Below are 13635 nucleotides of genomic sequence, written 5' to 3'. Positions count from 1 at the left end.
TCGTCATCGGTCTCGCACCTCTTCTCGGCTCAGTACGAGCGTTCCGTCCGCGAGTACGTCGCCCACCCAGGCCGGTGGCACGACGGTCGTACTCTCTGCCTGTTCTAACACCGCCGGTCCGGAGATGGTCGTGCCGGACTCGAGGCGGTCACGGTCGTACACTGTCGTCTCCCTCGTGCCGACGTCCGGGAAGTGTGCCTCCCGACTGCCGAGTACGGCGTCTCCGTCGCCGTCGTGGCGGACGACGGGTTCGGCTCCCTCGACGGTCGCCGTCGCTCGCAGGTTGACGACCTCGATTCCTTCCTCCATCGTGTAGCCATAGGCCTGGTCGTGGGCCTCGTGGAACCGCCTGGCGACGGCGTCGGCATCGAACGACTCGTCGACGGGGACGGTCAACTCGAAGCTCTGTCCGGCGTACCGACAGTCCGCAGCGCGGGAGACGACCGCCGCATCGGAGTCTGACGTATCCGCGAGGACGTCGGAGACGAGGTCGTCGTAAACGCCCTCGAGTCGGTCGCGGTCTGCGGTCTCACGGGTCATTTCACTTCCCGTTCGACTGTCCGAGGCGCGTCGCGCCTCGTTCTCGAGTTCGACCCCGACCGTCCGCACGGCGTCGTAGCTCTCGTCGGCCGCCAGCAGTCCGAACGCCGACAGCACGCCGCCCGGACGCGGAATCACGACCCGGTCGACATCGAGCGCCTCGGCGAGCGCCGTCGCGTGCATCGGGCCAGCCCCGCCGAAGGCGACGAGGGCGAACTCGCGCGGATCGTGACCGCGTTCGACGGTTACCGACCGAATCGTCCGCGTCATCGTCGCGTTCGCGACGCGATAGACGCCCTGGGCCGCCTCGAGTGCATCCTCGAGGCCCGCTTTCTCGGCCAGCCGCTCGAGAGCATCGTGGGCGGCCTCGACGTCGAGTGTCATCTCGCCGCCGAGGGCCGTTTCGGGGCCGATATACCCGAGAACGACGTTGGCGTCGGTTACCGTCGCCTCCGTTCCACCACGGCCATAGCAGGCCGGGCCAGGCTGAGCGCCCGAGGATTGGGGCCCGACCCGCAGCGCGCCGCCGGCGTCGACCCAGGCGATCGAGCCGCCACCCGCGCCGACGGTGTTCACGTCGACCATCGGCGTCCGGATCGGGACGCCCGCGATTTCCGAATCCGTCGTTCGTTCGGCTTCCCCGTCGCGGACGAGGCTGACGTCGCTCGAGGTGCCGCCCATGTCGAACGTAACGAGCCCCTCGACGTCGGTGTCGTCGACGGTCGCCGCAGCGCCGACGACGCCGGCTGCAGGGCCCGAAAGCGTCGTCGTCACGGCGTGTTCGCGGACCGTCTCGGGGTCGGCGATTCCGCCGTTGGCCTGCATGATCTGCGGTGCAGGGATTCCAGACGCTCGAGCTTCCTCGACCAGTCGACCCACGTAGCTGTCGATCGCCGGGCGAACGTAGGCGTCGACGGCCGTCGTCGACGTTCGCTCGTACTCACGGAACTCGGCGAGCACCTCGTGTGAGGCAGAAACCGGCACGTCGAGTTCCTCCCGGAGGACCTCGGCGACGACTTGCTCGTTCTCGGGATCTGCGTAGGCGTGCAGCAGGGAGACGGCGACGGCCTCGACGGCTTCTGCCCGGAGCGTCTCCGCGAGGGCACGCACCGCTTCCGGGTCGACCGGCTGTTCGACGCCGTCCGCCGTCGTTCGCTCTTCCAGTTCGAACCGTCGCCGACGCGGGACCAGCGGGTTCGGTTTTTCGGCGTCGAGATCGTACAGGTCCGGCCGATCCTGTCGACCGATCTCGAGGACGTCTCGAAAGCCCGCCGTCGTCACGAGTGCCGTCTTCGCGCCACCGCGCTCGAGCAGGGCGTTGACCGAGACGGTCATCGCGTGGGCGAACTCGTCGAGGTTGCTCGGATCGATGCCGGCCTGTTCGCAGGCTTTCGCGATCCCTTCTAAGACCCCGACGCTCTGGTCGTCGGTCGTCGGTACTTTCGCCGTTACGAGTCGATCGTCTACTGAGAGCGCCACGTCGGTGAAGGTTCCACCGACGTCGACGCCGATTGCGGTGTGTTGGGTCATACTGATTAGAGACCGAGCAGTCCGGTCAAGACGTCGATAAACGCTGGAAGGTTGTCGTTGAGTGTCAATACGCCGATCATGATCGCTACCAGCGTAACGATTCCCCCGAGCAGGTTCTGAATGGGAGAGTTCGTGTGCTCACCGAGCAGCGCTTCGTTGTTCATCGCATAAATCAGGAAGATGGCGAGAATCGGCAACAGCAGCCCGTTTGCAACCTGTGCCAGGAGGATCACCTCGACGGGGTTGAACCCCATCCCGGAGAAGATAATGCCGACCCCGAGGATGGTGATCCAGATCGCACGGAACCGGGTGGATTTGAGGTCACGGTCCCAGCCGAGTGCACCTGCCGTGGCGTAGGCCCCGGCGAGCGGTGCGCTCATCGCACTGGTAAAGCCAGCCGCGAACAGCCCGATTGCGAAAAACGTCAGGGCGAACCCGCCCATCACCGGCTCGAGTTGGTCGGCCATCTCGCCGACGTCGGCGATCGAGGTCCCTTCGGGGAACACCGCTGCAGCGGTGACGACGATCGCCGTGGTGATCAGCCCGCCGACTGCGACCAGGAGGATCGTGTCGTACTGGACGTCCTTGAGGTCCTCCGGATCGTTCCACTTCTCTTGCACCGTACTCGCGTGCAAGAAGAGATTGTAGCCGACGACCGTCGTACCGATGAGTCCGGCGATCAACAACGCCGACCCGTCGGGGACCGTGGGGACGAGCCCGACGGAAAGCGCCCCGATATCTGGTTGAACGACGATTGCGTTCACGATGAACGCAAGTCCCATCACCACCACCAGCCCGATGAAGACCCGCTCGATGAGCTTGTAGTTTCCAGTGAACAGCAATGCCCCCGCGACCAGCCCGATCACGGGCCCCCAGATGTTCTCTCCAACGCCAGTGATCGTCGTGAGCCCGGCCGCGCCACCGGTGATGTTGCCGGTCTGGAACGCCGCGGTACCGATGCCGATCGCCGTCACGACCAGCCCGACCGCGAACGCACTTAAGACAGGATTGTCGAACTGCTTGCGCAACGCTTCCCCCAGCCCCTGCTGGGTGATCAGGCCCAATCGAGCGCTCATCTCCTGTAACACCATGGTCGCCAAAATCGAGAAGACGATGGTCCACAGCAGGACGTAGGCGTACTCCGCGCCGATTACGCTCGCGGTCGTGACGGTGCCGGGACCGATGAACGCCGCCGCGACTAACGCGCCGGGTCCGACTGATCTCAGTCTGTCTGTGATTGCCATGTTCGTGATCCACTCACAACCCTCTTCCTGTAGCGTAAAAGGGTTGTTAAGACACCCTCATACACAGGATGACGATCCTAGAACGAGGTATGAAAACGTATGAATTGCTGTGTGATGACTAGCCACTCACTCTGTGGTCGGGCGCTCGGTGATGATCGCCTTCGAGACTCCCGGCTCGATCTCGACATCGACCGGCAAATCGGCCGTGCTACGCTCGATAAACCGCGACATGAACCAGCGAACCGGCTCCGACGGAAACACGACGTGATAGACCCCATTGTCCTCGTGTCGAACCGCCAAAAACCCACAGAACGAGAGCCACTCGAGTACGTCCCCGACTTCGTCGAACCGGTCTGCGTACTCGCGAGCGTGGTAGTCAGAGACACGATCGGCGGCCTCGACGAACGACGGATCGGGGCCATCACCGTCACAGACGTGTTCTAAGAACGCGTGTAAGAAGTCGATGTCCAGCAAGACGTGCTCGCCAGACGAGAGCATCTGATAGTACTGTTCTAAATTATCACTCGGTCGACCAGTTGCCGCCTCGAAATTCGCCGCATAAAACGTCAGTGCACGGCGCATAACTTCGCTCTGTCCCGTGCCCGTTTCAGCACTGAGCGTCTCGAGTGCCGTCGTCGAATCGTCGTCGAGCGATACTGTGACGCGTCGTGTCATACTCCGCAGGATGCACCCCGTGCTGGTATAGTTCACGGAACTGGGCAACCGATTGTCCATTCGGTCACTTCTGTTGGGTTCCGTGTTTATTCGTCGACTTCCGAGTCGTTTCATGTTCGGGTTGTTTCCGACCGAACCCGTCGACGTGGCCGGTCGATCCAGTTCGTCGTCGCTCGTCGGCTCGCTGTCGTTCGGGACTGCCAGCCGGACAACCGCCGCAACCGGGTCAGTGTCGATGAATCCGACCTGCACGCACGTCGATGGGGGCCGCGAAATACAGGAGCGGGTCTCCGTCCGGATGGTCGAATCCGTTGGCTCGAAAGAGCGTGTTGGCCTCGATGTCGGCCCACGCGGGAGCGAGGTCCCACGGCTCGTGACCGATATCGCCGTAGTAAAGCCGCCCCCGATCGTTCGCCGTATAAAACCGGTACCGCTCGGTCAAAAACGCCTCGAGCGACCCAGGATCGGGCGTGTCGAACGCGCCGTCCGGGCCGTACCGGGCGTCGAATCTGGCTGGATTCGCCCTGCGCGTCCGGCGGCGACTTCGAAACGAGACGATCCGGTCGGTCCCGGTGCCCTGCGTGTCGATATCCATCGTCGCCCGATAGTACGGCAACCGAAACAGCGAGCGAGCGATGCCGACGCCGAGGCGGTCGTCGGCATCCAGGTTGAAGAAGTAGACTCCCGGCGTCCCGTCGACTGTGACGTACGTCCGGAGGTTGAGTTCGCCAAAGGACAGCCCGATCGGCGAGCCGCTCGGTCGGATGTCGTCCATCACGAACGGAACGACACCCAGGTACGCGTCGCCGTGATACGTATCGACGGCCACTCCGTCCGGCAGCCTTCCGGTGAGCCGTTCGGGATCGACGCGCCAGTGGGCGAAGAGCAACTCCCGCCACTGCATCGACAAGAACGCTCGCATGGGTGATCGTTAGGACACGTCCCGTTTTCCGGTTTCGGTAGCGGAACCGTGTGTACTCGTCGACGAGCGTCCGCGAGCGGGTCTCGGAACAGATTTACTTGCCCTCCACATCGTTCCGGCCAGCATGTGGCCGCTCGGACACGTCGCCATCGCGTACCTCTGTTATACTCTCTCGACCCGCCTCCGGTACGACCTCCCGCCGGGACACCTCGCAGTGCTGGCACTGGTCTTCGCCAGCCAGTTCCCGGACCTGCTCGACAAACCGCTGGCGTGGTATCTGGGTATCCTCCCGACGGGTCGGACGCTCGGTCACTCGCTGTTGTTCCTGGTGCCGCTTTCGATCGCGGGCTATCTGCTCGCCCGGCGGTACGCTCGAGGCGAGTACGCCATCGCGTTCGCGATCGGGGCGCTTTCGCATACGATCGTCGACGCGGTGCCGATCCTCTGGGACCCCGACGAAACCGGGGCCCATCTGCTGTGGCCCATTACGCCCGTCGACGCTTACGAGAGCGGTGCGCCGAGCGTCCTCGGACTCCTCGTCGATTCGATGAGTGACCCGTACTTCCTCTCGGAGTTCGTCTTCGCTGCGGTCGCGCTGGCCGTCTGGCGAGACGACGGCTATCCCGGCCTCGAGCCGATCCGTGGACTGCTCGAGCGCGTTCGCCCGACGCCGGACAGTTCCTGAGTCGGCCTGTTGTGAGTGTTTCTCGAGAGATAGGGCCGAGTGCCACGGTGGACTGGCGACGGTTCGTCTCCTCGAAACGCCGGATTTCGTCCCGGCGTCGTCTCTCAGTGGTGAGTCAGTGAATCCGTCTCGAAAGGGATGAACGAGGGGTGCGGACGTGGAGAGGGGACGGACGAGGTTCGCTCGGTCCCGGGAGCCGAGCGTTCGACGGCCCGGAGTGACGCGCTGTGCCGGTTACGACGTGAAAAGCGCCTGTACCGGCAATTCTGCTGAGGGTGCGACCGAATAAAAAGTCAGCGGTCGGTAGCTGCCGTGACCTCACTCCTGTCGGCCAACTCGCCGGTCGTCCAGTGCGGGAAACTCCTCGCGAACCGAATCGACGCGGCCCGGCTCGAGTTCGCAGGTGATCAACGACGGCTCCTCGCCGCTCGAGGCGAGTGGGACGCCCCACGGGTCGTAAACGGTGGACCGGCCGAGCAGCGTCGCGTCGGCCTCGGGGAAGTGGCCGCTGCCGTTTATTGTCGCGACATAACACTGGTTTTCGATCGCTCGGGCCCGCGAGAGGGTCTCCCAGTGTTCGATCCGGGGATAGGGCCACGCGCTCGGGACGAGCAAGAGGTCGGCCCCGTCGTCGACGAACCGGCGGTACAGCTCCGGAAATCGGAGATCGTAGCAGGTCGTGACGGCGACGGTCATCCCGCAAACGCTCGCCGTCTCGAGTCGCTCGCCAGGGACGAGCAACTCCGACTCGGCGGACTCATAGCCGAAGAGGTGGTGCTTTCGATACGCCAGCTTTCGGTTCCCGTCGGCGTCGAACAGGACGGCAGTGTTTGCTAGCCCCTCGTCGGCAGGCGTCGGAACCGACTCCGTCGCGGCGAGGTCTTCGACGATGCTTCCCGCGAGGACTGCAACGCCGGCGTCGGCGGCTGCCTCGCGGACCCGCGTGAGCGTCTCGCCCTCGACAGGTTCGGCGAGTTCGTCGTACCGATCGAACGCGAAGAAGCCGACCGAAAACAGTTCCGGCAGTGCAACCAGATCCGCGCCACGGGCAGCCGCCTGTTCGATCGCCTCGAGTGCACGCTCGAGGTTTGCCGTCACGTTACCGGCCTCGACGTGCAGTTGCGCGAGGGCGATCGTCAGTTCGTCCGGGGCGGACGTCGAACCAGTCATCGGCTCACGCCCCACCTCGGTCGAGGTCGCGCTCGAGCGCGCGCTGGAGATTCGTCAGTTCGTCGTCGAGGTTTCGTTTGAAAAACGTCTCGACGCCTGGGAACTTGCCGTCGACGACGAAGCGGTTCTCGAGGCGCGAGCCGCCGTCGGTCTCGACGATCGTGTGTTCGCCGGTCACCTCCATCACTTTCGAGCTGCCGACGAACTTGACGTACTCCGGTGGCCTGCGGGAGACGTCTTCGGTGTCGACCTGTACCGTTCGCCGTACGAGTGGAATCGGTAAGTCGACGTGCCAGGTAACCCGCCGTCCGTCAGGATCGGTGGCGACGAACTCGTTGACGACGCTGATCGATCGGGCCCGGTTTTTCGGATCGGAGATGAAGTCCCAGACGCGATCGGGGGGTGCCGGTAGTTCGAACGACCGCTCGACCCGTACAGTCATGCCTCTACGTGGGGGATTCACTGATAAAAAGGCCGTGGACCGCACCCGTCTTTCGAGCGGTCACGGTCCGGGTGTGACCGCCTAGTCAACTCACCGTCACTTTCCACGTCGTCGAGCGGGCACGCCCCCACTTTTCGATGTCGATGTCGTCAGATTTCTCGGCCAGATGCGGGAGCCGTGCACCTACCTGCTTCGACGAGAGTCCGATTGCGTTCGCGATATTTTTCGCCCGGAAGTATCGTTCACCACGGGCGGTGCTCTCGCGGAGGTACGAGAGGATCCGCTGCTCTTCGTCGGAGTAGTCGGTCATCGTCCGTGCCCGCCAGTAAGGCCTCCTCGCTCTTAACGTTTGCAGCTATCGTACTCGCTGAACGTCGCTGTCTACTGTTCGCGAAGCGACACTCGACGCTCGAGGCCGCCGGTATCGACATCGGCAAGTTGGTGCTGTCGCGTCGTCGAGGCGCCACCCCTGAGCCGAACCTCCATCAGCCGAACGTGAGAACTCGCCCCCGCGGCACCGTTCGATACGCTCATACGCCATCGGGGGCGTACGTGACGCTTACCGATGACTTCTCAGCGGGCAGCCGACGTGTCACCGTTCATCGCGATGGACGTCCTGGAACGGGCGAACGAACTCGAGGACGTAGTTCACCTCGAGGTCGGCGAGCCGGACTTCGAGCCACCAGCCAGGGTGGCCGAGACGGCCATCGAGTCGATCCAGGCGGGCAACACTGGCTATACAGCTTCGCGGGGAAAGCCGGCGCTCAGACGAGCGATCTCCGCCTACTACGACCGAACGTACGGCGTCAACGTCGATCCCGGGCGTATCGTGGTGACGCCGGGGTCGTCCCCGGGGTTGTTGCTCGCGATGGCGGCCATCGTCGATCCCGGTGACACCGTCGCCCTCACGGACCCACACTACGCGTGTTACCCGAACTTCGTTCGAACCGTCGGCGGCCGGGTCGAGACCATCCCGCTCCGTCCGGAGAACGCCTTCAAGCCCGACATCGGCGACTTTGAGGCGGCGCTCGAGGCGTCGACCCGCGCGCTCGTGCTCAACTCACCTGCAAACCCGACTGGGGCCGTGATGGACGGCTCGACCCTCGCCGCCCTCTCGAGGACTGCATCCCGGACCGACACGACGATCATCTCGGACGAGATCTATCACGGCCTCTCTTACGGCGTCGACGACCACACGATCCTCGAGTACACCGATGACGCGTTCGTCCTCGACGGCTTCTCGAAACGCTTCGGGATGACCGGTTGGCGACTCGGCTGGCTCGTCGTCCCGCCGGCGTTCGTCGACGCCGTCAACCGGTTGATGCAGAACCTGCTGATCTGTGCGCCCAACTTCGTCCAGGACGCCGGCATCGCTGCGCTCGAGCCGTCCGCCGACCGACTGGCCGAGATCCGCGACCGATACCGGGCGCGTCGCGACCTGCTGGTCGACGCTGTCACCGACTGGGGGCTCGACCTCGGTTACACCCCACAAGGTGCGTACTACCTGCTGGTCGACGTCTCCGACCTGCCGGGTGAGACGCTCGAGATCGCCGATCTGTTCCTCGAGACGGCGGGCGTCGCCGTCACACCGGGCGTCGACTTCGGCGAGTCTGCGAGTGAGTACCTTCGATTCTCGTATGCGACCGACACCGAGTCGATTACCGACGCGATCGACCGACTCGAGCGTCTGCTCGAGCGTACTGACGTCGTCTGACCCGGACTGCCCCAGTTATCGGGCGCACCCGCGGCTCGGACGGCGGTTGTGCCGGCACCGACGTACAGTAGACCGTCTGAAAAGCAGGCTCGTTCGGGTCGGCGGACCGGGACCGGGTGCTCACGCTCCGTCGTCGGTCGAGTCGGGGAGCGAGTCGACGGTCAGCCCCAGTAGAGGTGGATGCCGACGACCGCCAGCGAGCTAAAGATCATGGCTGCGGCGAAGCCCCATGCAGCCTCGATGTCCGGTGCACCGGTGTACATCAGCGCGGCACCAATGACCGCGATCGCGCTGAGTGCGAGCGCGAGTCCGACACCCATATCCGTCGACGACTCCGATTGCGTAGCCATGATCGGGCGTTGTGAGTGAGGTCTCTTAATTGCACTTATTTTAGCCGACCCGATCGAGAAGCGGTGTCCGGTGGCGGTTAGACGGACCGGCTACTCGAGTCTCGAGGACCTACCTGATCGTCGTGTGTTCTGACTCCTCGTTGAGAGCGAGGTTGGCCGCGATCTCGGCGTTTCGCATGGCGTACTGGGCGGTCTGCTGGAGGCTGACGAGTACCTCGCGGACCCGCAGGAGATCCGCGTTGTCCATCTCGGGGAGATCGGCGAGAATCTCCTGTTCTCGATCCGAAATCTCTCTGAACAGACGGCGAACCTCGTTCGATTTGTTGTAGTCGCGTTCGACGGCTGCCTCGACTGACTGCGTCGTGATCAGGTCGACCTGCTCGTTGAGCTCCCGGATGTCACGCATCACGGAGCTGTCGACGTTCAGGCTGTGCCCGTCGGTCTCGATGACGATCTCGGCGATGTCTTCGGCGTTGTCCGCCGTCAGCTCGAGATTCTTCGCGATCGATCGGTAGCCGATCAGGGGGAACCCGCTGTTCAGTCCAACCGCGCGGGCGAGGTTCGGGTTCTGGTAGGCGGTGAAGATCAGTCGAAGCAAGAGGACGAAGATCTTGTTCGCCTGCCGCTCGCGGTTGAGCGCCCGCTGGGCGAGGTCGGGGTTACCGTGAGCGAGTGCTTTGATTGCCTCCCCTCGCATCGTCTGGCCGGTCCGCTCGAGCCGTTCTAGCAGGTTGTCGAGCGTGAAGTCTTCGGGGTCGACAGAACACCGAATGGAGATGCTCTCGGGCGTCTCTTCGATGACGCCAAGGCCCATCAGCTGCGTTTCGGCCTGGTAGACCGCGTTGATGTGATCGGAGTCGAGCGCGCCGTCTTCGCGTTCGATTCGAATAATTCGTCGGCCGAGAACGTACTGGGCTACGATCGCACGTTCGACGGCGTCAGCGTCTAACTCGTCTGTGTGGATGATCGCCTCGGTCTCTTCGGTGCTGGCGGACTCGGGCATCACTGTCAGCGTGCCCTTGCCGCTGGTCCGAAGCGACACTTCGTCGCCTTTCTCGACGCCGTGTTCCGCTGCCCACTCGGCAGGAAGAGTCATCGCGAGCGTAGACGGGCCGAGTCGCTGCACTTTCCGCGTTTCCATACCGGGCCGTATGCACGACCTGGCCTTAATATTGACTATATTGGCATTGCATATTCTCTAAAACGTTATATTGTCCCGTCTATACGAGGAAGTCGACCAGTCCTTATACAACATTCACGAGCCGGGTGGTGAACCGACCGGTTCGGACCCGAATCCAGCCACGGAGGGCCTCGTCGATCTCCTCGTCGTCAGTATCGACGCGAAGAACGTCCAGAGCGTCTAGCTTCTCGTCGGCGGCGACGACCTCGACCGTGTCGGCCAAGTCGATGACGGCCGGCGATATCTGGTGGTTCCCTCGCCCGAAGATGAAGCCCTGGCCGCCGATCGGCGAGACGACGATCGTGGTCGGGTCCTCGAGCACGTCCAGAATCTCGGCTTCGGACGCGTCGCGGACGAGGACCTCGCCGTCACGCCAGACGTCGACGCCGAGTGGCGACGGTTCGAAACCCAGTTCCGTCTCGATCGCGCCGACGGTACTTCCAGGGCCGAAGACGTAGGTTCGGCCCGATTCGACCTCGCGAGCGAATCCTGCGGCCAGCGAGTCGGGACTTCCGCTCGCAACCTGCTTGCCGGATTGAACGTCGGGGGCAACCGGAACCGGGGCGATGGCCCTGAGTTCCGAGCGTACCTCCCCTTCGCGGTAGGCCTCCTCGTCGATGTCGTTCACCTCTCGGGAGTCGACGCGCTCGAACTCGGCCGCGATCCGCCCCGCGTCGGCTGGCGTTACCGCGAACACCGACGAATATATCTTGACGCCCGCCGGTACGCCGAGCATCGGCGTCTTCTCTCCAGCGCCCTCGAGGACGCCCGCGACGTCGACGGCCGTCCCGTCGCCCCCGACGAAGAGGACGAGGTCGACGCCGTGTGCGAGTATCGCCTCGACGGCTGCCCGGGTGTCGGCCGCACTCGTCCCGGGGTTCGCCGGGTCCTCCGGTCGGTGCTCTGCATCCCCGTCGTCGACCGGGTCGTAGACGACCGTCGGTTCGTAGCCGGCGTCGCGGGCGGCGTACTCACCCAGCACACCGGCTGCAGTGAGGACGGATACGTCAGGCTCGCGCCGTCGTAACGACCGAAGCGCCTCCCGTGCCCGGTCGGGAGCCCGTGGCTCTGCGCCTAGCTCACGTGCGTCCTCGAGTTTTCCGTCGGTTCCTTTCAGGCCGACCCGACCGCCCATACCGGCGATCGGGTTGATGACGAACCCCAGCGCGTCCATACGGTCCGTTCGGCGGGTCGACGCAAAAGGATGTGGTGGTTCCGCCGGCCCGTATCTGAAAAACTAAGAGGGATCGGCCCCGACCGTCGGCCATGAACGAACTCACGTACGTGCTCGAGGCGGAACCGGTGTTACCGATGGACATCGTCGGCTGGGGGACGCTTGCGCTCGGCGTGCTGGTGGCGCTGCTCTGGCTGGGCTATCTGTACCGCTAACACTACACCTTCTCGACGCGATCACGAAGCCACGCTGTAGCCTCGGCTGTGGTCGCTTCGTCCGCACTCTCGATCGCGATTCGGACGCTCTCGCCCGGATAACTTCCGACCGAGACGTCGAATCGCTCGCGTAACTCCGCAAGTCGGCCGAGTAATGCACTTTCGGGTTCGTCTGCGACGACGACTTCACGGTAAGTCGGCGTCCCAGAAAACTCGGGTTCGATCCCCTCGAACATCGCTTTCATCTCCGCCGGTACGCCGGGTAAGACGTAGATTCCCTCGAGTGCGGCCCCTGGAGCGACGCCGACCTCGTTGTGTAGCGCCCGGGCCCCCGCCGGAAGCTCCGTCGTCCCTTCGGTGAGGTCGTTCCGGGAATACCCCGAGTCCTCGAGCCAGCGAAGCGCGTCTTCGTGTTCTTCCATCGACCGGCCAAGGGCAGCTGCGACGGCCTCCATCGTGACGTCGTCGTGTGTGGGCCCGAGTCCGCCCGTGACGAGTACGGCGTCGTACTCGGCGCGGTACTCGTTGACAACGCGGGCGATGTCTCCGATCCGGTCTGGAACGGTCGTGACCCGCTCGACGCCGACGCCACGGTCGGCTAGCCGCTCACAGAGCCACGTGGCGTTCGTATTCGTCGTCCGACCGGCGAGCAACTCGTCGCCGACCGTTACGATTGCGACGTTCATACTCCCCGTTCGAACGGTGACCTCAAATGCGTCTCGTTCGACCCGGTCGGTCAGCCCGGACTCGACTCCCGATCGATGTCTCGTCACTCACACCGAATATCTATTATAACGTACGCTCTTCTGTAGGAGATTGTTGATACTGCTCAGCTGTCGCTGTGGAATCGAAGAGAGCAAGGACACCGCGTCAGCGGTGTCCGTTAGGCATGATTCCGCTAGATGTGTTTGGGTCGGAATCGGTCGCAGCGGACCTGTTGCAGCAGGTTCGCTGGCGTAACGGTGTTACTTGCCCTCGCTGCCGTTCTGACCTGGCGGTCAAGAACGGCAGCTATGGGCACTTTCAGCGCTATCTCTGTAAGAATTGCGACCGCACGTTCAACGACAAGACCGGCACGATCTTTGCCCATTCGAAGGTCGCGCTCAGGAAGTGGCTGTTCTCGATTTACGCATTTCTCCGGTTTAACACGAGTCTTCGCCAACTTCAGCTAGAGATCGATGTTCAGTACAAAACGATCTACCAGCGCGTCGAGCGCTTCACGAAGGCGCTCGACGCCCGGTCACTCGACCTCGTCGGGTCGGTCGAAATCGACGAGATCTACGTTTCTGCAGGGTTGAAAGGCCGCGAGCGCGACCAAGAGTCGCGCTCGCGTGGCCTGTCCACGCGTGGGCGAGGATCGTACGACCAGGACAAACCGCCGGTGTTCACGATCGTCGATCGTGGTACCGGCGATCGGTACGTGATCCCAGCGAAATCCGCCGATGAATCGACTATTCGGCTCCTTCTCGCAAACCGCGAGAAGGAGCCACTGACCATCTACACGGACGGATTTCGTGCCTACGATCCGCTGGCCGAGGACGACGCATTCGACCGCGAATACGTCGTCCACGGCGACGGCGAATACGCCGACAAAGACGTTCACGTCAACACCTGCGAGAGCCACGGATCGCTGCTGCGACCGTGGTTCTCGCCTCATCGAGGCATCTCAAAAGATAAGCTCACACAGTATCTCCGAGCGTTCCAACTTCGACGAAAACTACTGCGGAAACCAGGGCGAGAGGCACTCAAACACGCTGTCAAAGCTACGCTGTGAAATCAACAAAGTGCTACACA

16 protein-coding genes are annotated in these 13635 nt (G+C 63.5%); 4 read left to right on the top strand and 12 right to left on the bottom strand.

Annotated elements, in window-relative coordinates:
• Window positions 1–3: 3 nt before the first annotated feature.
• From AArc1_RS13495 to AArc1_RS13480, 4 genes are all read right to left on the bottom strand, one after another.
• Window positions 4–2070 carry a hydantoinase/oxoprolinase family protein gene (locus tag AArc1_RS13495; RefSeq protein ID WP_117364865.1) on the bottom strand — a complete coding sequence of 689 codons (2067 nt, stop codon included), beginning with the start codon at window positions 2068–2070 and terminating at the stop codon, window positions 4–6.
• A gap of 5 nt (window positions 2071–2075) precedes the next feature.
• Window positions 2076–3314 (bottom strand): Nramp family divalent metal transporter, encoded by a 1239-nt coding sequence (locus AArc1_RS13490; protein ID WP_117364864.1) that lies wholly within the window; start codon window positions 3312–3314, stop codon window positions 2076–2078.
• A gap of 126 nt (window positions 3315–3440) precedes the next feature.
• Window positions 3441–3989: a ribbon-helix-helix protein, CopG family gene (locus AArc1_RS13485; RefSeq protein ID WP_117365898.1), complete on the bottom strand. Its 549-nt coding sequence runs from the start codon at window positions 3987–3989 to the stop codon at window positions 3441–3443.
• A gap of 226 nt (window positions 3990–4215) precedes the next feature.
• Window positions 4216–4911: a YqjF family protein gene (locus tag AArc1_RS13480; protein ID WP_117364863.1), complete on the bottom strand. Its 696-nt coding sequence runs from the start codon at window positions 4909–4911 to the stop codon at window positions 4216–4218.
• A 124-nt stretch (window positions 4912–5035) separates the two neighbouring features.
• Here AArc1_RS13480 and AArc1_RS13475 point away from each other — a divergent pair, with 124 nt between their 5' ends.
• On the top strand, window positions 5036–5596 hold the full coding sequence (locus tag AArc1_RS13475; protein WP_117364862.1) for a metal-dependent hydrolase: 561 nt from the start codon (window positions 5036–5038) through the stop codon (window positions 5594–5596).
• Window positions 5597–5914: 318 nt separating this feature from the next.
• Here the strand turns inward: AArc1_RS13475 and AArc1_RS13470 are convergent, their stop codons facing one another.
• The 4 genes from AArc1_RS13470 to AArc1_RS18750 all read right to left on the bottom strand — a co-directional run bounded on the left by AArc1_RS13470 (window position 5915) and on the right by AArc1_RS18750 (window position 7742).
• On the bottom strand, window positions 5915–6766 hold the full coding sequence (locus AArc1_RS13470) for a carbon-nitrogen family hydrolase (RefSeq protein WP_117364861.1): 852 nt from the start codon (window positions 6764–6766) through the stop codon (window positions 5915–5917).
• A 4-nt stretch (window positions 6767–6770) separates the two neighbouring features.
• Window positions 6771–7208, bottom strand: coding sequence for a CoxG family protein (locus AArc1_RS13465; protein WP_117364860.1), 438 nt, complete (start codon window positions 7206–7208; stop codon window positions 6771–6773).
• A gap of 85 nt (window positions 7209–7293) precedes the next feature.
• The gene (locus AArc1_RS13460; RefSeq protein ID WP_117364859.1) at window positions 7294–7518 is read right to left on the bottom strand and encodes a DUF7123 family protein; all 225 of its coding nucleotides are present in this window, start codon (window positions 7516–7518) and stop codon (window positions 7294–7296) included.
• Window positions 7519–7589: 71 nt separating this feature from the next.
• Entirely contained in the window at window positions 7590–7742 is a 153-nt protein-coding gene (locus AArc1_RS18750) for a hypothetical protein (protein WP_154670596.1), read from the bottom strand.
• Between the two features lie 31 nt (window positions 7743–7773).
• Between AArc1_RS18750 and AArc1_RS13455 the strand changes: the two genes are divergently transcribed.
• Window positions 7774–8922: a pyridoxal phosphate-dependent aminotransferase gene (locus AArc1_RS13455; protein WP_117364858.1), complete on the top strand. Its 1149-nt coding sequence runs from the start codon at window positions 7774–7776 to the stop codon at window positions 8920–8922.
• 161 nt (window positions 8923–9083) lie between these two features.
• Here AArc1_RS13455 and AArc1_RS13450 read toward each other — a convergent pair whose 3' ends face one another.
• From AArc1_RS13450 to AArc1_RS13440, 3 genes are all read right to left on the bottom strand, one after another.
• Window positions 9084–9272, bottom strand: coding sequence for a DUF7525 family protein (locus tag AArc1_RS13450; RefSeq protein ID WP_117364857.1), 189 nt, complete (start codon window positions 9270–9272; stop codon window positions 9084–9086).
• Window positions 9273–9381: 109 nt separating this feature from the next.
• Window positions 9382–10413, bottom strand: a complete 1032-nt coding sequence (locus tag AArc1_RS13445) for a phosphate signaling complex PhoU family protein (protein ID WP_117364856.1) — start codon at window positions 10411–10413, stop codon at window positions 9382–9384.
• Window positions 10414–10516: 103 nt separating this feature from the next.
• A complete protein-coding gene (locus tag AArc1_RS13440; protein ID WP_117364855.1) occupies window positions 10517–11626 on the bottom strand; it encodes an ATP-NAD kinase family protein in 1110 nt (369 codons plus the stop codon).
• 92 nt (window positions 11627–11718) lie between these two features.
• On the opposite strand from AArc1_RS13440, the gene AArc1_RS19535 reads away from it, so the two are divergent.
• A complete protein-coding gene (locus AArc1_RS19535) occupies window positions 11719–11841 on the top strand; it encodes a hypothetical protein (protein ID WP_267130070.1) in 123 nt (40 codons plus the stop codon).
• Between the two features lie 2 nt (window positions 11842–11843).
• Here AArc1_RS19535 and AArc1_RS13435 read toward each other — a convergent pair whose 3' ends face one another.
• Window positions 11844–12527 (bottom strand): competence/damage-inducible protein A, encoded by a 684-nt coding sequence (locus AArc1_RS13435; RefSeq protein ID WP_117365897.1) that lies wholly within the window; start codon window positions 12525–12527, stop codon window positions 11844–11846.
• Window positions 12528–12730: 203 nt separating this feature from the next.
• On the opposite strand from AArc1_RS13435, the gene AArc1_RS13430 reads away from it, so the two are divergent.
• Window positions 12731–13615, top strand: a complete 885-nt coding sequence (locus AArc1_RS13430) for an IS1595 family transposase (RefSeq protein ID WP_117364854.1) — start codon at window positions 12731–12733, stop codon at window positions 13613–13615.
• The last annotated feature ends 20 nt before the right edge of the window (window positions 13616–13635 follow it).

This window comes from Natrarchaeobaculum sulfurireducens (genome assembly GCF_003430825.1).
GTDB classification, from domain to species: Archaea; Halobacteriota; Halobacteria; order Halobacteriales; family Natrialbaceae; genus Natrarchaeobaculum; species Natrarchaeobaculum sulfurireducens.
The sequence above is the reverse complement of the archived record's forward strand: the minus strand, read 5'-3'. Positions and strand labels throughout refer to the sequence as shown.

Excerpts from the sequence above, each read along its gene's own strand:
- AArc1_RS13495 (WP_117364865.1), bottom strand. The coding sequence starts at position 2,070 with ATGACCCAACACACCGCAATCGGCGTCGACGTCGGTGGAACCTTCACC.
- AArc1_RS13490 (WP_117364864.1), bottom strand. The coding sequence starts at position 3,314 with ATGGCAATCACAGACAGACTGAGATCAGTCGGACCCGGCGCGTTAGTC.
- AArc1_RS13485 (WP_117365898.1), bottom strand. The coding sequence starts at position 3,989 with ATGACACGACGCGTCACAGTATCGCTCGACGACGATTCGACGACGGCA.
- AArc1_RS13480 (WP_117364863.1), bottom strand. The coding sequence starts at position 4,911 with ATGCGAGCGTTCTTGTCGATGCAGTGGCGGGAGTTGCTCTTCGCCCAC.
- AArc1_RS13475 (WP_117364862.1), top strand. The coding sequence starts at position 5,036 with ATGTGGCCGCTCGGACACGTCGCCATCGCGTACCTCTGTTATACTCTC.
- AArc1_RS13470 (WP_117364861.1), bottom strand. The coding sequence starts at position 6,766 with ATGACTGGTTCGACGTCCGCCCCGGACGAACTGACGATCGCCCTCGCG.
- AArc1_RS13465 (WP_117364860.1), bottom strand. The coding sequence starts at position 7,208 with ATGACTGTACGGGTCGAGCGGTCGTTCGAACTACCGGCACCCCCCGAT.
- AArc1_RS13460 (WP_117364859.1), bottom strand. The coding sequence starts at position 7,518 with ATGACCGACTACTCCGACGAAGAGCAGCGGATCCTCTCGTACCTCCGC.
- AArc1_RS18750 (WP_154670596.1), bottom strand. The coding sequence starts at position 7,742 with ATGAGCGTATCGAACGGTGCCGCGGGGGCGAGTTCTCACGTTCGGCTG.
- AArc1_RS13455 (WP_117364858.1), top strand. The coding sequence starts at position 7,774 with ATGACTTCTCAGCGGGCAGCCGACGTGTCACCGTTCATCGCGATGGAC.
- AArc1_RS13450 (WP_117364857.1), bottom strand. The coding sequence starts at position 9,272 with ATGGCTACGCAATCGGAGTCGTCGACGGATATGGGTGTCGGACTCGCG.
- AArc1_RS13445 (WP_117364856.1), bottom strand. The coding sequence starts at position 10,413 with ATGGAAACGCGGAAAGTGCAGCGACTCGGCCCGTCTACGCTCGCGATG.
- AArc1_RS13440 (WP_117364855.1), bottom strand. The coding sequence starts at position 11,626 with ATGGACGCGCTGGGGTTCGTCATCAACCCGATCGCCGGTATGGGCGGT.
- AArc1_RS19535 (WP_267130070.1), top strand. The coding sequence starts at position 11,719 with ATGAACGAACTCACGTACGTGCTCGAGGCGGAACCGGTGTTACCGATG.
- AArc1_RS13435 (WP_117365897.1), bottom strand. The coding sequence starts at position 12,527 with ATGAACGTCGCAATCGTAACGGTCGGCGACGAGTTGCTCGCCGGTCGG.
- AArc1_RS13430 (WP_117364854.1), top strand. The coding sequence starts at position 12,731 with ATGATTCCGCTAGATGTGTTTGGGTCGGAATCGGTCGCAGCGGACCTG.